The organism is Stenotrophomonas sp. YJH_SMC_36 (assembly GCF_059369935.1).
This window is the reverse complement of the sequence record NZ_JCAFTD010000004.1, coordinates 108,828-127,006: the sequence shown is the minus strand read 5'-3', so window position 1 is coordinate 127,006 and position 18,179 is coordinate 108,828. Positions and strand designations below refer to the sequence as shown.

The window sequence follows — 18,179 nt, the reverse complement described above, 5'->3', positions numbered from 1 at the left end:
TCGGAGGCGACATCGGTGGACCTCACAGCTGCCAGGAGCCGATGTCCGCATTGCCGGCATCACCTCCGGCCTTGCTGTCCGCGCCAAGGGAGAACACGTCGATGTCGCCGTGCGCGCCCGGGTTCTGGTACTGGTACGGATGCCCCCACGGGTCGTTCGGCAGGCGGTCCAGATAGGGGGTTGTCGGCATCGCGCCGCTGCTCTGGGGCGGCGCCACCAACGCCTGCAATCCCTGCTCGTTGCTGGGGTAGCGGCCATTGTCCAGGCGATAGAGCTTCAGCGCCTGCATCAGTGCGGCGATGTCCTGGCGTGCCGCCACCACCCGCGCCTGATCGGGACGATCCATCAGGCGCGGCACGATCAGTGCGGCAAGAATGCCGATGATCACCACCACCACCATGATCTCGATCAGGCTGAAACCGTGCTGCCGGGCCCTGCCACCACGAAGCTGTCTTGCCATTGTTCCGCCCTCGTCATCCTGGAAGGGACCGCTGCACCATGGTCAGCGGCGCATGTGTCAGTACGATAAACATCCACCTGCAATTCGCTGCTGCTCCACCCTGTCTGCGCTGGCGCCCGCCGGCGGCACGCCAGCCGACTGCAGCAGCGTTGCAGGTACTGCCGCCAACGCGCCTTCCACGCAGCGACGCAGCAGCGGGTGGCGACTGGCCTGCAGGATCCGCACGCATTGCGTCGGCGACCAGGCGCTGCCACGGCCGAAGCCGACGAAGCGGCGGTACACCTGGTGATGGCGCAGGTCATCGTGTACCCGTTGCGCGCTGTCCAGTGCCTGCACCCACAGCAGCAGAGCGGCACGCTGCAGCAGGCGGACATCGTCCATGTCCAGGGGCAGCGTCGCGATGGCTGCTTCCGGCCACGCCGGCAGTTGCGCATCGGTTGCGCGGCGCAGCGCCAGCAGCGGATGCGCCTCGACGTCCAGCGCCGCCCATCGCGCGGCGTCTGCCCAGGCGTCGCTGGAAAGCACCCAGACCCACGGATGCCCGTAGCGCTGTACGCACAGCGGCGCGTGCCGGGCCTGTTCCAGCGACCGGCTCAGGTGACGATCCAGCTCGAGCATGCTGATCCTGCGACGTTCCGCCATCGACGCTGCCTGCGCTCCACGACGCGGATGCGCCGTACTCTGGAGAAGACGTCAGCAGGGTCGATGAAGCGACAGCGCGTTGCGCGTGATGTGCCGTGTGTTGCGCTTCAGCCGCTCTGTCACAGCGACGTCATGCGCCTGCAGGCATCGGCATCCAGCAACGGAGCGATGCCGCCGCATTGTCGTGCCAGCACCATCACGTCGGGACGTCGGGCAAATGCGGACAGCAACCCGGCCGCGTCCGCGTCGGCCAGCAACGCGGCCGTGGCCTGGCGCAGTGCCGGCAACTGCCATCCGTCCATCGCAGTCACCGCACCGGCCACGAACCAGTGCCACAAGCGGTGATGGATCACCTGATCGTGCAACTGTGGCAGGCCCTGTATGCCATGCATCGCCATCAGCAGCAGACCGCGGGCCGCCATTGCCGGTGATACGCTGCCCTTCTCCGGCAGCGACAGCGCCTGCTGCAACCTCAGCAGGGCAGCCAGCGGATGGCCCTGCGGGTCGAAATCCAGCAGCACGGACTGTTCCTGCCACTGCGGATCGGAGACCACGCAGACCCAGGGCGATCCATAGCGATGCACCGTCAATGGACGCCGCTGCGTGGTCTCCAGCAATGCGGACAGGTTGCGTCGCAGGTCGAGCACACCGATGGTCTCGTTGCGCATTCCTTGGCTTCTCCTTGCATGCGGCAGCCACACGACGCGCGTGGCCGGGGACTCTACCCCAGGACGGCGATACCGCCCGGGAAGCGACGCAGCTCCAACGACAGCGTCAACCGCAGCTGTTCCAGCGCCGCGTCCGGGTCATCGATGCGGAAGCGACCGCTGACCGGCGCACGCGCCTGTGCGCCGTCACCGAGCAGGACCCTGCCGCGGCGATAGCGATTGATCTCGTCCACCACCTCGCGCAACGGCGCGCGGCGGAACACCAGCATGCCTTCGGTCCAGGCGCTGACCTCGCCGGCCACGGCCTCGGCCACCACGCCGCTCAGGCGTTCGTCGTAGCGGGTCTGCTGTCCGGCCTGCAGCCGCAGCCGGCCCTGCGGGTGCTCGATGCGGGCGCTGCCGCGCAGGCACGTCACCCGGACGTGTCCCCCGGTATTGCGCACGTCCAGCCGGGCTGCGCCCTCATCGGCGGTCACACAGCCCGGCCCCGCGTACAGTGCGAGGCGTGAACCCGCAGCGGTCTCGAATGCCGCCTGCCCCTGCACCAGCTCGTAACCCTCGCCACCCGCACCCATCCGGCGCCGCAGACTGCTCTGCGTATCCAGCTCCAGCGTCAACTGCGGCGTCAGCGCAAGCTGGAGGCGCTCGCCGGTGCCGGTATGGAAGTCGGCCGCCATCGCACTCACCGACGGCCACAGCCCCAACGGTGGACGGATCGCTGCCACCACGGCGAGGCTGGCGGGGGCGGCGATGGCCGCCCCCAGGAATGCACGCCGGCTCCATCGCCGTGCCAGGCCCGGTGCCTGCGGCTGGCGCGCCGCAGCCGGGACCTGCTCACCGGCCACGCGCACCTGCTCCCATTGCCGCCGCGCACGGGCAAACGCTTCGCGGTGACGCGAATCGGTCGCGCACCATTGGCGGAACCTGCGTCCGTCGGCTGCCGTGGCCTCGCCCGACGTCAGACGCACCACCCAGGCGTGGGCCTGGCGCTCCACGGCGTCGAGCGTGCGGTGCGGGCGATCATCAGGGTCCATGCGCAGTCCAGCCATGCCCGCACGCTGCGGGGTTCTGCTCGGCGTCAAAGTGTAGACGGACGCCGCCGGTCAGAACCGCACCTGCCGGTCCCGCCCGCTGCGCTCGGCCAGATAGTCCTGGGCCGCTTTCAGTTCGCGCTGCACCAGCCGCAGCGACACGCCCAGCTGCTCGGCCACGTCCCGCTGCTGCAGGCCGTCCACGCGGATCGCCAGCAGGATCCGGCGGCGGCGTTCGGGCATGCGGTGCAGCAGGCCGACCATGTCTTCGAGGGCACGATCAAGCTCCGCAGCCTGAGCCGGACCGGGGCCCGGATCGGCCATCTCCATCAGCGCGTCCACTTCTTCCAGGCTGAGCAGGCGATGGTCGGCGCGCTGCCGATCGATCACGGTGTTCATCGCCATCCGCAGCAGATAGGCCGCCGGATTCTGCACCGGGTCCAGCCGGTCGCGGCGTGCGCTCAGGCGCATCCAGGTGTCCTGCAGCGCATCGCCTGCCAGCTCTTCCGAGCCCAGCTTGCGCACCAGCCGGCGCTTGAGTTCATCGTAAGCCCCCAGCAGGTGATCCATCAGGTCCACCGCCCCGGCCGTTCCGTTGCTCATGTTCGAATCCTTGAAATCATGGAAGGGGCTGCCGCCGGCCGCAGTCGTGGTCGGCACGGGAGGGCTGGATCTGCAGCGTCACCGGCTGCGGCAACGCGGCGGCGTCGATGGACGGCGCCAGCCTGCCGATAGCCAGCAGCAGGCGCCGATCGCGCCGGGCGTCGCCGCTGCCGACGAGCAGTTCGGCATCGTCGACATGGCCCTCGGCGGTGATGCGGAAACGCAGCGTCGCCGCGTAGCGGCCCGGTGCGAGCAGGGGGTCGTCACAGAACGCGTCGCGCAGCCGCTGCTGCAGCCCTCCAAAACGACGGCTGCGCTCGGATTCCGGCAGCAGGCCGACGGGACCGGCTGCGCGTTCGGGTTGCGCGCCCAGCCGAAGCACCACGCGCTGCGCGCCGATCACCTCGGCTTCGACGCCGGTCTCCTGCAGCAGGGTCTGCAGCGCCTGCAGCGGCGGCAGGCTGGCGTGCAGCGGGTAACTGCGCCGACCGGCAGCGAGTTCGCCGGCGTACATCACCGACCACCCGCTGCTGACGCTGAAGCGCTCCACTGCCTGCTCCAGCGGCTGCGCCGGAATGTCGTAGGCACGGACGTCGTCCTCGGCCGTGGCGACGAAGGCCAGCAGCAGCCACGCAGCGATGGCCACTCTCCATGTTCTGACCGCGTGGCGTCCATCCAGCCCCCTGACGTTGAACACATGACCCTCGGCAGCGACCGCAGCTGTGACGGAGGCAGGCGGCACGACCGGGAGGTCGCCCGCGCGCGACCGGCAAGCGGGGTCAGACCCTACCGGGGGCAGATGTCATTGCGATGACCGCCGCACCGGCGACCGGCGCGGCACGGCCTCAGAGCGGCAGCCGGGTGGTCTGCTTGATCCGCTGCATCGGGATCTCGGTCTTGGTGTTCTGCACCCCGGCGATCCTGTTCAGATGCCGGATCTGGAACTGGCGATACGCGTCCAGGTCGGCCACGGCCACCCGCAGCAGAAAATCGCAGTCGCCTGCCATCAGATGACATTCAAGCACTTCCGGCAGGGACTTGATGCTGTTTATGAAGTGGTTGGTGGTGTCCTCGTCCTGCCCACGCAGCCAGACCCGCACGAATACGGTGAAGCCCCGTCCAACCTTGGTCTCGTTCAGCAGCGCCACGTAGCGGTCGATGTAGCCGCCCTCCTCCAGCAGGCGGACCCGGCGCAGGCAGGCCGACGGCGAAAGACCGACCTGCCTGGCCAGCTCCAGGTTCTGCAGACGACCATCGACCTGCAGCGCCTCGAGAATCCGGCGATCAAGGTTATCGAGTTGAGATTGCATTGGATTTCACCCTCATGGCCATCTGCCGCATCAGATGCGCAACATTCTCAATTGAATGGCATCAACGCAACCCGATTTCGTGCCGTCGCCGCTAGGATGAAGCACCCCTCACTCGCTTCCGCCACATGGACGCCCCACGCTCCCTCCTTCCGCCTGACGCCCCCTGCCACGTCACGCCCCGCGCCGAGTTCCTGCGCGGCCTGCGCGCTGCCGTGCCGGTGATGATCGGTTTTGTTCCCTTCGCCCTGGTGCTCGGTGCACAGGCTGCGCAGAAGGGCCTGTCGGCGCTTGAAGTACCGCTCATGACCGGGCTCAACTTCGCCGGTGGCTCGGAGTTCGCCGCCGTCGAGCTGTGGACGTCACCTCCGCACATCGCGCTCATCGTAGCCATCACCGCGCTGGTCAACAGCCGCCATCTGTTGATGGGGGCCAGCCTGGCACCGCTGCTGCAGCACCTGCCACGCCGTCGCACGCTGCCGGCGTTGTTCTTCATGTGCGACGAAAGCTGGGCCCTGGGTGTCGCCGACGCGCGGCGGCGCATGCACGGTTTCAGCCTCGCCTACTACCTGGGCACCTCGGCCGGCCTGTATGTGGTCTGGGTGACCTGCACGACGTTGGGGGCGATCGCCGGCCCGCTGCTGGGCGACATCCATGCCTATGGATTCGACATGGCCTTCCCCGCGGTGTTCCTGGTGCTGCTGCGTGGCATGTGGCAGGGGCTGCGCGCGGCGCGGCCCTGGCTGGTCAGCCTGCTGGTGGCCGCAGGCACCCATCTGCTGGTTCCCGGCGCCTGGTACGTCGCCAGTGGTGCGCTGGCCGGGCTGGTGGCCGCCTGGCTGCTGGCGGAGGACGCGGCATGATCCAGTGGAGCTCGCTGCTCACCATCGTGCTGATGGCAGCCGTTACCTACCTCACCCGCATCATCGGCTTCCTGGCCCTGCGCAACCGCACCCTCGGCAAGCGTGCGGTGACGGTCATGGAGGCCGCGCCGGGCTGCGTGCTGATCTCGGTGATCGCCCCGGATTTCGTTGCCGACAAGCCCGCCGATCTGGCTGCGCTGGCCATCACCCTGCTGGCCGCCACCCGGCTGTCGATGCTGCCGACCGTGCTGATCGGCGTGGTCTCGGCCGGGTTGCTGCGCCATCTGCTGGGCTGATTCACGGCAGGCCGGGCGGGACCCGGCGCTGCCGATCGGTCTTCGCGCCGAGCGGGCGCGCTGCAATCAGGCGCTGCTGGCCGCGAGCAGGCACAGGCTGCGCGGCGGCAGGGTCCAGTCGCCGGTGCCGTCCTGCTCCAGCGGCGCCTCGTCGGTCTGCAGCAGTACGCGCCGGAACGACAGCGCCTGATCCGATACGCGGAACCGCTGCGGCTGGTCTCCGGCATTCAACAGCAGGGCGAGGCTGACATGCCGCCCGGGCTCACGCAGGCCGCTGTCGGGGCTTCGACCGTCCAGCACAATCAGCAGCGCGCGCAGTTCGGGGTCGTGCCAGTCCGCCTCCTCCATGCTGCGGCCGTCCGGATGCCGCCAGTCGATATCGCGCAGGCCCAGCGCTTCATCGTATTCACCGCGCAGGAACCGGTTCCTGCGCAGCAGGCCATAGCGCCGGCGCAGCGATAGTGCACGCCGCACGAATGCCACCTGCGCCTGCGCCGCCGGCTGCGAGGCACGCTCCCAGTCGATCCAGCTCAGCGGGTTGTCCTGGCAGTACGCGTTGTTGTTGCCCTGCTGCGAATGGCCGAACTCGTCGCCGGCCAGCAGCATGGGCGTGCCCTGCGACAGCAGCAGCGTGGCCAGCAGGTTGCGCATCTGCCGTGCACGCAACGAGAGGATCGCCGGATCATCGGTGTCGCCCTCCACACCGTGGTTGCTGGAAAGATTGTGCGAATGGCCATCGCGGTTGTCCTCGCCGTTGGCCTCGTTGTGGCGGTCGTTGTAGCTCACCAGATCGTGCAGGGTGAACCCGTCGTGTGCCGTTACCAGGTTGATGCTGGCCGACGGCCGCCTGCCGTGGTGTTCGAACAGGTCGGCCGAGCCGGTGAAACGGGTGGCGAACTCCGGCAGCTGCCCGCCATCGCCACGCCACAGCGCGCGCACTGTATCGCGGAAGCGGTCGTTCCATTCCGCCCAACCCGGCGGGAACTGGCCCAGCTGGTAGCCGCCCGGGCCGATGTCCCAGGGCTCGGCGATCAGCTTCACCTGGCTCAGGACCGGGTCCTGGCGTACCGCATCGAGGAAGCTGCCCGAGGCGTCGAAGCCATGGCGCTCACGGCCAAGAATGGTCGCCAGGTCGAAGCGGAAACCGTCCACCCGCATCTCGGTCACCCAGTAGCGCAGCGAGTCCATCACCATGCGCAGCGCGCCGGCATTGGTCAGGTCGAACGTGTTGCCGGTGCCGGTGTCGTTGATGTAATAGCGGCGATCATCGGCCAATCGGTAGTAGCTGGCATTGTCGATGCCCTTGAACGACAGCGTGGGGCCCAGCTCGTTGCCCTCGGCGGTGTGGTTGTAGACCACGTCCAGGATCACTTCGATGCCGGCATTGTGCAGCCGCGCGACCATCTGCTTGAACTCGGCCACGGTGCCCATCGACAGGTAACGCGGCTGCGGGGCGAAGAAGCCGATGGTGTTGTACCCCCAGTAGTTGCGCAGCCCACGCTCGAGCAGCTGCTGGTCGTCCACGTAGGCGTGCACGGGCAGCAGCTCGATGGCGGTCACACCCAGATGGCTCAGGTGGTCCACCACCGCATCATGCCGCAGTGCAGAGAAGGTGCCGCGCTCGGCCTGCGGGACATCAGGATGCTGCATGGTCAAGCCGCGCACGTGCGCTTCGTAGATCACGGTCCTGTCCCAGGCCGTTTCGGGTGCACGCTCGACACCCCAGCTGAAGGCCGGATCGATCACGGCGCAGCGTGGCATGTAGCTGGCGCTGTCGCGGCGGTCGAAACTGAGATCGCCATCGCGATGGCCCAGGGTGTAGCCGAACAGGTGGGGCGCCCACTTCAGCTCGCCGACGATCTGCTTGGCGTAAGGGTCCAGCAGCAGCTTGTTGGGATTGAAGCGATGCCCTTCCTCCGGCGCATACGGACCGTGCACCCGGTAACCGTAGCGCTGCCCGGGCCTTACATCGGGCAGATAGCCGTGCCAGATCTCATTGGTGTACTCGGGCAGCGCGATGCGCTCCACCTCGCGGTTGCGCGCGTCGAACAGGCAGAGTTCGACCCGGGTGGCATGCCGCGAGTACAGCGCGAAGTTCACGCCCAGCCCGTCCCAGGTTGCACCCAGCGGGAAGGGCCGGCCTTCGCGCACGCGCGAGGTCTGTGCCCACTTACGGCTCGCCATCGCTGCCCTCCTCGCCGCGCGCCGCGGCAATCTCGGCCTCCACCAGCCGCTCGGCCATGTGCCAGTGCCGCTGCTGCTGGTCGTCCGGGCGCCCTTCCGCTTCCCATATCTGGTGGGCCAATGCCTCAATCCGCTGCCGTCGTTCCCTGCTGTCCATCCCTACCCGTCTCCTCGTTGATCCATACCGCCAGCGGGCTGCCAGCCAGAAGCCGTGCTGGATCCGCGGTTTCATTGAAATGTTCGATGCGTCCGTCCAGGAGGTTGCGCATGCGTCCTGCCGGAAGCCCGCGCAGCGTTGGGCCGGTGGCGACGTCACGCACAACGTTCAGGCCGGGGCCGGGCACGGCGATGGGCGAGCCACGCTGCACGATCACCAGCAGTACCTGCGTCTGGTGCCTGCGCACGAACGCCAGCCAGGGCGAGCGCGCCGGCGCGGACAGCGGCTGCAGCTCGCCGTACAGGAAAAGGTGCGGGTGCCTGCGGCGGCAATCCAGCAGCTGCCGCAGCAGGAATGCCTTGATGCCGCCGTCCCGCCAGTCCTGCAGCAGCGCGGGCCAGGAGCGCGTGTCCCGCAGCCATGCCTGCCGCGCCGGATAGTCCACGGCCCGGCGGTTGTCCGGGTCCACCAGGCTCAGGTCCCAGCCTTCGCCGCCTTGATAGAGGTCAGGCACGCCGGGCAGGCAGTGCTGCAGGCACAGCTGTGCCAGTCCGTTGCAGGCGCCCGCCGGCGCGACGCGGGCCACGAAGGTCGCCAGCGCCTCGCGCACCGTCAGCAGGGGGGCTCCCTCCAGCAGCGCGTGCAGCCACTGCGCGGCGGCGTCCTCCACTGCCACATCGGGATCGGACCAGTTGCTGATCCGTTTGCCCTCGCGCAGGGCCTTGGTCAGCCAGTCCGCCATCCTCGATGCGAAGTCGGCACCGGGGGCGCCCTGCATCGGCCACGCCGCCACCAGCGCCTGCCACAGCGCATACGCCTCGGCGCCCGGCAACGGCAGCGGCATGCCGGCCTTGGCGGCCATCCGGCTCCAGCGCCGTACAGCATCCCGCCACTCCGCCGTGCAGGTGCTGATCACCGCCAGCCGCGCCCGGCTGTCGCCGCCCCGCTTGTGATCGTGGGTCGCCAGTGCAAGCAGTGCCTTGGGATGGCGCCGCAGGCGCCGCGCTGCATGCTGCAGCAGCTCGCGTCCCTGCATGCCCAGCCGCTGCGGGTCACTGCCGACTTCGTTGCGTGAGAGCAGCCTGAAGTAACGATAGAAGCCGGTATCCTCCACCGACTTGGCGTTCAACGGCGCGGCCAGCTGCCCGAAGCGCACGCGCAGCTCGCTTTCAGCCGGCGCCTGGCCGGGAAGTGCCTGCAGCAGCAGGTCCAGTGCCGCCCGTCCGGCACCGTCCAGCGCGGCTCGCGCGGCGGCAGCAGCGGCGACCAAAGCCTTCCGCTCACCCGCGTCACGCAGCGAATACGGGCGATAGGTGCGGTAGTGCCGCAGCAGCGCGGCCAGCGCGCGCGCCAGGGCGGCCGTACCGATGTCGGCCTCGGCCAGCCGGGGCTGCAGAACCTGCTGCGCACTGCGCAGCAGGCGCTGGAAGTCGGTGTGAAGCGACTGGCGCAGCAGCATCCCGCGCGCGTCCTGCTGTATCTGGTCAAAGTCGTGCGTGTCGCCGCTCGCCGCCTGCCAGGCGCGCGCGAGCGCGGGCGCCGCTGCCGGATCGTGCAGCCACGCGCCGACCTGGTCCATGAAGTCATAGCCGGTGGTCCCGTCGCAGGCCCATCCCTCTGGCAGCTGCTCGCCCTCGGCCAGTATCTTCTCGACGTGCAGAGTCACCGCCTCCGGATCACGGCTCTCGGCCGCGCAGGCAGCGTTGATCGCTTCGCGCAGGCGCTGCAGATAGGCGCCCGGCGACGACAGTCCGTCCACATGGTCGATGCGCAGGCCATCCACCCAGCCTTCACGCACCAGCCGCAGCGGTAGCGCATGCACCGCTTCGAAGACCTCGTCGCGCTCCACCCGCAGCGCGGCCAGTTCATTGATATCGAAGAAGCGCCGGTAGTTCACCTGATCGCCTGCCGTGCGCCACCACGCCAGCCGGTAGTGCTGCCGCTGCAGCAGTGCCTGCAACCGTTCGACGCTGCGGTTGCAGCGTTCGGCCCACGCCGGCCACTGCGCGGCGTCCAGGGGATGACTGCGCGGCGACAACGGCAGGACCAGCCCATGATGGCGCAACCCTGGCCGCTCATCGTCCACCCCGACCCGCAGTACGCCGTCGCGCACGGCGTCGTGCAGTGGCCGGTCCAGCACCGGCAACCATAGCCGGCCTTCGCAGCCCGGCGCCTCCCAGTCGATGTCGAACCAGCCTGCGTGGCGGCTTCGACGCCCGTGCATCAGCACATCGCTCCACCAGTGGCTGTGCGGGGATGCCGCCAGATGGTTGGGCACGATGTCCAGGATCAGACCCAGGCCGTGTGAGCGCGCCGCGGTGGCCAGCTGGCGGAAGGCCGCTTCGCCGCCCAGCTGCGGATTGATGCTGGCCGGGTCGATGCCATCGTAGCCATGTGTGGACCCCGGCACCGCAGTCGCGATCGGCGACAGGTAAAGGTGACTGACGCCCAGTGCGGCGTAATACGGCACCTGCGCTGCGGCCGCCTCAAGGTCGAAGCCTGCATGCACCTGCAGGCGCGCGGTGGCACGCAACCTCGTCATCGCCCTGCCCTGCGGCGCGTGCTGCTCAGGCGCGCCAGCCGCGCATCGGCGGCCGCACCATCCCACGCCCGCGGCAACCGCCGGCGCCAGTTCGGATGCCCGCTGACGGTGCCTGGCAGGTTCACCTGCGCACGGCTGCCCAGCACATCTTCCAGTGGCAGCAGCGCCAGCCGCGACGCTGCATGGGCAACCAGTGACAGCGCTCCGTCCTCCACGGCCGCGCCGCCACCACCGCAGACTGCGGCCAGCGCCTGCACGTCCCGCGCGCGCGCGCGCAGTGCCGCCGGCAGGTCCTCCAGCTCACCCAGGCGGGCACGCCAGCGCAGGTCGCGCCCGCGCAGCCAGCCGGCCAGTGGTGGCAGGTCGTGGGTGGACGGCATGGCCACCGCATCGCGGCGCCACCGCGGCGCCGGCAGGAAGCGCTCGCCGTTGCGGGCGAACGGCAGCACCTCGATGCCCAGGATGCCCCGGGCTGCCAGCCGCTGGCGGATGCCCGGCGGCACCACCCCCAGGTCTTCACCGATCAGCACGCAGCGATGCCGCCACGATTCCAGCACCAGCAGATTGATCAGGTCATCGAATGGATAGCGCAGGTACACGCCCTGCCCGGCGCCAGCGCCGTGAGGCAACACCCACAGCCGCTGCAGGCCGAGGATGTGGTCGATGCGCAGGCCGCCGCGACCGGCCATCACGGCGCGCAGTACGCGGATGAACGGTGCAAAGCCCTCGCGGTGCAACGCCAACGGTGACCAGCTGGTGATGCCCCAGGCCTGGCCGAGCGGATTGAACGCATCCGGCGGCGCACCCAGTTCAAGCCCCTGCAGCAGATCGGCGCCACCGGTACGAGCCTCGACGCCCTGCGGCGCACAGCCCACGGCCAGATCGGCAATCAATCCGATCGACGCGCCATCACTGCGCAGCGCCGCGTGCACCTGCACCCAGCCCTGCTGCGCCAGCCACTGCGCAAATGCATGGTCGTCGGCGCTCCCGGTGATCCCGTCGGCGGCGTGCTGGCAATAGTGCAGCAGCGGTTCGCCCTGCGCATCGCACCAGGTCTCGATCTGCTCGCACTGCGCCGGTGCCTGCTGCCGCAGCCAGTGGCGCACCTGTCGCAGCCAGCGCCACTTCAATGCCGCCGAGTGCGGCCAGTCGATGCGGCGTGCAGCGGTGGCGGCATCAATTGCCATCGCCAGTGCCTCGTCCTGGCGCAGCACGCTGTCGGCAGCCTCCGGCAGCACCTGCGGAAGAGATACCTGCAGCGGATCGAGCCAGCGCCGGTCACTGGGCGAATAGGGGCTGTAGCCCGGGCCGGGTGGCAAGCCGGCGTGCAGCGGACTCAATGCCAGTGCATCGCCTCCATGCCGATGCAGCAGCTCACGCCACCGTGTGCAGCCGGCGCTGTCACCGATGCCTGCATCGCCGCGGGCGCGCAGACTGTAGACCTGCGCCGACAGACCCCAACCGCGCAGCATGCGCGGTGGCCACCAGGCTCGCGGCGGCGCCACCGCGACCGCCTGTTGCCGCCCGCCCCGGCGCCACTGCCAATAGCCCGGTTGATCCGGAACTCGCCAGCGCCCCTGCGCATCAGGCCGTGCTGGCAGCTCGCGCCCCTGTTCATCCACCCAGCACGCCGCCCCCGTCGCCTCCGGCATTACCAGTACCTGGCCATAGCAGGCGGTGAGCAAGCGGGCGCGCACCGGCGCACCATCGCAGTGCAGCCCTTCCAGCACCGCGCGAAGCACGTCCGGCGCGACTTCGCGCTCGACGCCGGCCACGTCGGTCCAGCGCTCCAGGAGACCTGCCCGGCGTGCGGCTTCCCGAACCGATGTATCCGTCCTCATGCCGCCACCCAGCACGCAACAACACTGCCGCCTGCCGGCAGCACACCGGCAACGTCGGGACCCACAACGCGCTCGCCGGCCGGCACCGCATGCGCCACGGGCCGTGGGCCCACATTGATCGCGATCCACCATTGGCCCGATGGCAGCTGCCAACCCGCCTGCACCGCCCCCTCGCCAAGCACCCGCGCACCCAGCGACCGGGCCTGCAGCAGGCCGGGCTGCAGATAGCGTCTGCGCAGGGCCAAAAACCCGCCTGTGCAACGCAGCCATTGCTGCGACCAGGGATCATCGCCGGGCGGCGGCGTGTACGAGACCTGCAGGGTGGCCGGATCGTTCGGGTCCGGAATACGCGCACGCGAGGCGGCATCGGCGAAGGCACTGAAGCCGGAAAACTCGCGGCGACGTCCCTCGCGCACCGCCTCGTCCAGCGGCGGCGCATAGTCGGTGAAGAACAGGAACGGCGACCGCGCCTGCCACGGTTCCCCCATGAACAGCAGCGGGATCATCGGCGTCAGCAGGGTCAGCGCCAGTGCCGCGCGCAGCCGCGCCGGATCCACCAGCATCGACAGGCGCTCGCCGAAGGCACGGTTGCCCACCTGGTCGTGGTTCTGCGCGAATACAACGAAACGCGCGGGCGACAGGTCACTGCTGGGTTCGCCGCGGGGATGGCCGCCCAGATCAGGTTCACCCTGCCAGGCGAATCCTTCTGCCAGGCACCGGGCCAGCAGCGCGTCGGCGCGACCGGCGTAGGCCGCGTAATAGCCTTCCTGCTCGCCGGTCAGCATCACGTGCAGCGCGTTGTGGAAGTCGTCGTTCCATTGCCCCTGATAGGCACCGCGCAGCCACCGCGCCTGGTTGCGTTCGTTCTCCAGCACCAGGTGCGCGTGCGGCACCTCCGCGCGCACCTCATCGGCCAGCTGCTGCAGGAAGCGGTCATCGTCGATGGCGTGTACCGCGTCCAGGCGCAGCCCATCGAAGCCATAGTCGCGCAACCACATCAGCGCATTGTCGATGAAGAAGCGCCGCACCCAGGGCTGGCGGAAGTCGATCGCCTCACCCCAGGGGGTGCTGCGATCGTCACGGAAGAACGCCCGCGCGTAGTCACGCAGAGGGTTGCCCTGCGGTCCGAAGTGGTTGTAGACCACATCCAGCAGCACCGACAGTCCGGCATCATGCGCCGCGTCGATGAAAGCCTTCAGCGCTGCCGGCCCGCCGTAGACATGGGCCGGTGCGTAGGGGAACACACCGTCGTAGCCCCAGTTGCGCCGGCCGGGAAACTGCGCAACCGGCATCAGCTCGATGGCGGTGATGCCCGTTGCGGCCAGCATCGGCAGCTGCGCGGTCAGTGCAGCGAGGCCGCCGCCTGCCTCGATGTGCACCTCACAGATGACCAGGTCCTGCCAGGCGGGCCCTTGCCACGTGGCCTGCGCCCTGCCGGTGTCCAGCACCACGGCGCTGTCGCCATCGACGCCGTCCGGCTGCCAGCGCGAGGCCGGATCTGGCACGTCCTGGCCTGAAGGGAGGCGGAACCGGTACCGGTCGCCATGCGATGCCTGTGTCCGCAGCCAGTGGCAACCGTCCGGCTCGCGTTGCATCGGCCGCAGCGCACCCTGCAGGCACAGCGTCATCGTGTCTGCGTCCGGCGCCCACACACGGAACTCCACCCCCTCACCGGCCGCACGCCAAGCGCCCAGACGCGGGGACGCTGTGGTCATGCATCAACCTGCAGGTACAGCGTGGACAGCGGCGGCAGGGTCAGCCGCAGCGACTGGGCGTGGCCATGCATCGGCCTTGGCTCGGTCTGCACCGCTCCGAGGTTGCCCGCATTGCCGCCGTTGTAATGCGCGCTGTCGGTGTTGAGGCGTTCCGTCCAGCGCCCCGGTTGCGGCACACCGACCCGGTAACCCTCGCGCAGCACCGGGGTGAAGTTGCTCACCACCAGCAGGGTGCGGCCGCTGCCGGCAGGATCCCGGCGGATGAAGGCATACACGCTGTTGCGGCTGTCATCGGCCACGCTCCAGTCGAAACCGCGTTCATCGCGCTCGTCACGATGCAGCGCGGGTTCGGAGCGGAGCACGGCATTGAGGTCGCCCACCAGACGCGACAGGCCCCGGCCCTCACTGCTGGTCGCCTGTTCCCAGTCCAGTGCTGCATCGTGCGACCACTCATGTCCCTGGCCGAACTCGCCGCCCATGAACAGCAGTTTGCTGCCCGGGTGCGCCCACATGAAGCCGTAATACGCACGAAGCTGGGCCAGCCGCTGCGCCGGTTCGCCTGCCATCTTGGCCAGCAGCGCGCCCTTGCCATGCACCACCTCGTCATGCGACAGCGGAAGCACGAAGCGTTCGGAGAAGGCGTAGACCAGGCCGAAGCTGATCTCGCTGTGGTGATGCTGGCGATGGACAGGATCGCGCCCCAGGTACTGCAGGGTGTCGTGCATCCAGCCCATGTTCCATTTGTGGGTGAAGCCAAGCCCGCCCTCCTCCACCGGCGCGGTCACCCCCGGCCACGCGGTGGATTCCTCGGCAATCACCAACACGTCCGGGAAGCGCTCACGCAGGGTCTGGTTCATCCGCCTCAGGAAGGCGACCGCCTGCAGGTTCTCTCGCCCGCCCTGCTCGTTGGGTATCCACTCACCGTCAGCACGGCTGTAATCCCGGTACAGCATGGACGCCACTGCGTCCACGCGCAGTCCGTCGATATGGAACCGCTCCACCCACTCCAAGGCACTACCGATCAGGTAAGCGGCCACTTCGTTGCGGCCATAGTTGTAGATCAGCGTGTCCCAGTCGGCGTGCACCCCTTCGCGCGGGTCGGCATGCTCGTACAACGCGGTTCCGTCGAAACCGGCCAGGCCATGCGCGTCGTTGGGGAAGTGTGCGCTCACCCAGTCCACGATCACCCCCACTCCGGCCTGGTGACAGCGATCCACGAAGCGCGCGAAGGCGTGCGGCGTCCCATGGCGCGCCGTCGGTGCGTAGATCCCCAGCGGCTGATAGCCCCAGGAGCCGCCGAAGGGATGCTCGCTGACCGGCAGCAGTTCGATGTGGGTGAAGCCGAGTCCGGCCACGTACGGAATCAGCCGGTCGGCCAGCGCATCCCAGTCCAGCGGTGCGCCATCATCGCCGCGCTGCCAGGAGCCCGCATGTACCTCGTAGATGGACAGCGGCGCGCTGGCGCCCGCCTGGCGCCGGGCCGCCCTCCAACCCTCGTCATGCCACTGCATCGGCGCCGCCGTAGGCACGCGTGAGGCGGTGGCCGGCGGCAGTTCGGCCCAGCGCGCCATCGGGTCGAACTTGTCGGGCATCACCTGGCCATCAGCCCCGACAATGCGGAACTTGTAGCGGGCACCGGCCTGCACGCCGGGCAGGAACAGTTCCCACACGCCAGCCGCATGGCGCAGCCGCATCGGATGGCGTCGGCCATCCCATCCGTTGAAATCGCCGACCACGGCGACCCGCCGCGCATTGGGCGCCCACACCGCGAAGCGCACGCCGGCGATCCCCTGCACCTGCATCGGGACCGCGCCCAGCTGGCGCGCCGCATCGGCATCACCGGCATGGAAGCGTTGCAGCAGCGCCTCGTCCAGCAGCGGGCCGAAGGCATAGGCATCGTGCACCTGCTCCACACCCTGCTCGAAATGCAGGGCAAGCAGCGGCACCGCCGCTTCACCGGCGGCGCCCTCGAACAGGCCGGGCAAGGGGCCCGGGTGCAGATCCCAGCGTCGCCCGTCCTCTCCGATCACCTCGACGCGCTGCGCGTGCGGCACCAGCACGCGCAACCGCCGTTCACCCTCGCGCTGGCGGTGCGGGCCCAGCCAGGCAAATGCATCTGCCGGGCGGGCATGGACGAGGTCCTCCAGCGCCGGCGCGATGCGGTGATCCAGTGCTGTGTCTGCGGTGGTGTCGTCCTCAAGGGCCGCCAGATGCGCGCTGTCGTGGCTCATGCGGCCACCTGGCAGGTCTGCTGGTACAGCGCCAGATAGGCTCGCCCGGCCGCATCCCAGCCGCCCGGCCGCAGCATGGCGGCGCGGCGCATGGCCTGCAGCAGGCCTGGCAGACGGAAGGTGCGCATCGCCCGCTCCACGCAGCGGCGCAGGCCATCGGCATTGGCACCGTGGAACAGGAAACCGGTCACGCCATCCTCGACGGTGTCCACCAGCCCGCCCGTCGCATGCGCGACCGGCAGGCAGCCGAAGCGCTGCGCGTACATCTGGCTGAGCCCGCAGGGTTCAAAACGCGAAGGCATAAGCAGGAAGTCCGCGCCGGCGAACATCTGGCGCGCCAGCGCTTCCTCGAACCCGATGAATGCGCCCACCCGGCCCGGGTAGCGCCGGGCCAGCGCCTGCACCTGTGCTTCCACCTGCGGCTCGCCGCCGCCGATGACCACCAGCTGCCCCCCGGCCGCGACGATCTGTGGCGCCACGTCACAGGTGATGTCCAGGCCCTTCTGGTGCACCAGGCGGGAAACCACCGCGAACAGCGGGCCGGTCGAGGGCGCCAGGCCGAACGCCCTGCGCACCGCATGTGCGTTGGTCGCGCGTCCGGTCCATTCGCCGATGCCGAAGTGCGCCTTTAGGTGGATGTCGCGTCGCGGATCCCAGCTGGCGTCGATGCCGTTGACGATGCCGCTCAGGTGACCGCCGGCGGCGCGCCGGGCCAGCAGGTCATGCAGTCCGCATCCATCATCCGGGGCGGTGATCTGCTGTGCATAGCGCAGGCTGACTGTGTTCAGCCGCGTGGCATTGGTGATGCCGCCCTGCAGGAATGACATCTGTCCGTGGAAGTGCAGTTCATCCAGGTGCGCGGCCGGTACGCCCAGCACCGGCGCAAGCGCATACGGGAACAGGCCCTGGTAAGCCAGGTTGTGGATCGTCAGCAGCGTCGGCACGGCCGTCCGGTCCCAACGCACGTAGGCGGCGGCCATGGCCACCGGCCAGTCATTCAGGTGCAGCAGCTGCGGTGACCAGTCCAGCCCGGCACGCCCGGCCGCAATCTCCGCAGCCGCGTGTGACAGCGTGGCGAAGCGAACCGCGTTGTCCTTCCACTCCTGTCCCTGCCCATCCACGTAGGGCGAGCCTTCCCGCTCATACAGCTCAGGCGAGAGCAGCACGTAGATCGGCAGGCCGTCGGCCTGCACCGCCATGCCGATGGTGCACGCAGGCAGGCCGGCTCTTTGGCTGACCTGCCCCACCGCCCGCAGCTGCGGCAGGCGCTGCAGCACCTCCGGGTAGCCGGGAAGCAGCACGCGCGAATCACACGCGCCGCGCACCGCGCGTGGCAGGGCCGCGGCCACATCGCCCAGGCCTCCCGCCTTGACGAAGTCGGCCATTTCGGTCGCGACAAACAGCACGCGCTGTACCAGTTCCGGCAACTTCAACGGCTGTGAGTGGCCCCGGCGGGTCCCGATTGGTACAGATGCACCGGGAGGCGTCGCAACGGGTGAAGCGGACTGGACGACGCGGGCCATGGCGATGATCTCGGAAGTGTTCAGGCAGACGGACGCCAACGGCGCCCGGACGGGCGCTTAAGCGGAGAGGGAAGTCGACGCAGAACGTGGGGGACGTCAGCGAGAGGCTCAGGAGG

Annotated in this window: 16 protein-coding genes; 2 read left to right on the top strand and 14 right to left on the bottom strand. The window is 69.2% G+C overall.

Going from position 1 to position 18,179, the window contains the following annotated elements:
* Positions 1–22: 22 nt before the first annotated feature.
* From gspG to AC5P76_RS09180, 7 genes are all read right to left on the bottom strand, one after another.
* Positions 23–460, bottom strand: coding sequence for a type II secretion system major pseudopilin GspG (gene gspG / locus AC5P76_RS09210; protein ID WP_253118538.1), 438 nt, complete (start codon positions 458–460; stop codon positions 23–25).
* A gap of 57 nt (positions 461–517) precedes the next feature.
* Entirely contained in the window at positions 518–1,078 is a 561-nt protein-coding gene (locus AC5P76_RS09205; protein ID WP_253118539.1) for a hypothetical protein, read from the bottom strand.
* 143 nt (positions 1,079–1,221) lie between these two features.
* On the bottom strand, positions 1,222–1,770 hold the full coding sequence (locus AC5P76_RS09200) for a hypothetical protein (protein WP_065182997.1): 549 nt from the start codon (positions 1,768–1,770) through the stop codon (positions 1,222–1,224).
* Between the two features lie 53 nt (positions 1,771–1,823).
* Positions 1,824–2,804, bottom strand: a complete 981-nt coding sequence (locus AC5P76_RS09195) for a FecR family protein (RefSeq protein WP_317233193.1) — start codon at positions 2,802–2,804, stop codon at positions 1,824–1,826.
* A 69-nt stretch (positions 2,805–2,873) separates the two neighbouring features.
* Entirely contained in the window at positions 2,874–3,404 is a 531-nt protein-coding gene (locus AC5P76_RS09190) for an RNA polymerase sigma factor (protein ID WP_065182998.1), read from the bottom strand.
* 16 nt (positions 3,405–3,420) lie between these two features.
* On the bottom strand, positions 3,421–4,101 hold the full coding sequence (locus AC5P76_RS09185; RefSeq protein WP_128988257.1) for a TonB-dependent receptor: 681 nt from the start codon (positions 4,099–4,101) through the stop codon (positions 3,421–3,423).
* A gap of 148 nt (positions 4,102–4,249) precedes the next feature.
* The gene (locus tag AC5P76_RS09180; protein WP_128988259.1) at positions 4,250–4,714 is read right to left on the bottom strand and encodes an Lrp/AsnC family transcriptional regulator; all 465 of its coding nucleotides are present in this window, start codon (positions 4,712–4,714) and stop codon (positions 4,250–4,252) included.
* Between the two features lie 125 nt (positions 4,715–4,839).
* On the opposite strand from AC5P76_RS09180, the gene AC5P76_RS09175 reads away from it, so the two are divergent.
* Together AC5P76_RS09175 and AC5P76_RS09170 are read left to right on the top strand one after the other, a co-directional pair.
* Positions 4,840–5,574: an AzlC family ABC transporter permease gene (locus tag AC5P76_RS09175; protein WP_253118541.1), complete on the top strand. Its 735-nt coding sequence runs from the start codon at positions 4,840–4,842 to the stop codon at positions 5,572–5,574.
* A complete protein-coding gene (locus AC5P76_RS09170; RefSeq protein ID WP_053516356.1) occupies positions 5,571–5,870 on the top strand; it encodes an AzlD family protein in 300 nt (99 codons plus the stop codon). Before AC5P76_RS09175 ends, AC5P76_RS09170 begins: the two co-directional genes overlap by 4 nt.
* Before the next feature lie 66 nt (positions 5,871–5,936).
* Here the strand turns inward: AC5P76_RS09170 and glgX are convergent, their stop codons facing one another.
* Genes glgX through glgA form a run of 7 tightly spaced genes read right to left on the bottom strand, consistent with a single transcriptional unit; the run spans position 5,937 to position 18,063 of the window.
* The gene (gene glgX / locus AC5P76_RS09165; RefSeq protein WP_253118542.1) at positions 5,937–8,054 is read right to left on the bottom strand and encodes a glycogen debranching protein GlgX; all 2,118 of its coding nucleotides are present in this window, start codon (positions 8,052–8,054) and stop codon (positions 5,937–5,939) included.
* On the bottom strand, positions 8,041–8,211 hold the full coding sequence (locus AC5P76_RS09160; protein ID WP_080375226.1) for a DUF2934 domain-containing protein: 171 nt from the start codon (positions 8,209–8,211) through the stop codon (positions 8,041–8,043). Before AC5P76_RS09160 ends, glgX begins: the two co-directional genes overlap by 14 nt.
* The gene (gene treY / locus AC5P76_RS09155) at positions 8,180–10,753 is read right to left on the bottom strand and encodes a malto-oligosyltrehalose synthase (RefSeq protein WP_495222729.1); all 2,574 of its coding nucleotides are present in this window, start codon (positions 10,751–10,753) and stop codon (positions 8,180–8,182) included. Before treY ends, AC5P76_RS09160 begins: the two co-directional genes overlap by 32 nt.
* On the bottom strand, positions 10,750–12,594 hold the full coding sequence (locus tag AC5P76_RS09150) for a 4-alpha-glucanotransferase (RefSeq protein ID WP_253118544.1): 1,845 nt from the start codon (positions 12,592–12,594) through the stop codon (positions 10,750–10,752). The genes treY and AC5P76_RS09150 overlap by 4 nt, the downstream gene beginning before the upstream one ends.
* The gene (gene treZ, locus AC5P76_RS09145; RefSeq protein WP_128988267.1) at positions 12,591–14,309 is read right to left on the bottom strand and encodes a malto-oligosyltrehalose trehalohydrolase; all 1,719 of its coding nucleotides are present in this window, start codon (positions 14,307–14,309) and stop codon (positions 12,591–12,593) included. Before treZ ends, AC5P76_RS09150 begins: the two co-directional genes overlap by 4 nt.
* Positions 14,306–16,540: a 1,4-alpha-glucan branching enzyme gene (locus AC5P76_RS09140; protein WP_253118546.1), complete on the bottom strand. Its 2,235-nt coding sequence runs from the start codon at positions 16,538–16,540 to the stop codon at positions 14,306–14,308. The genes treZ and AC5P76_RS09140 overlap by 4 nt, the downstream gene beginning before the upstream one ends.
* Positions 16,537–18,063, bottom strand: coding sequence for a glycogen synthase GlgA (gene glgA / locus AC5P76_RS09135; protein WP_081284459.1), 1,527 nt, complete (start codon positions 18,061–18,063; stop codon positions 16,537–16,539). Before glgA ends, AC5P76_RS09140 begins: the two co-directional genes overlap by 4 nt.
* Positions 18,064–18,179: the final 116 nt, after the last annotated feature.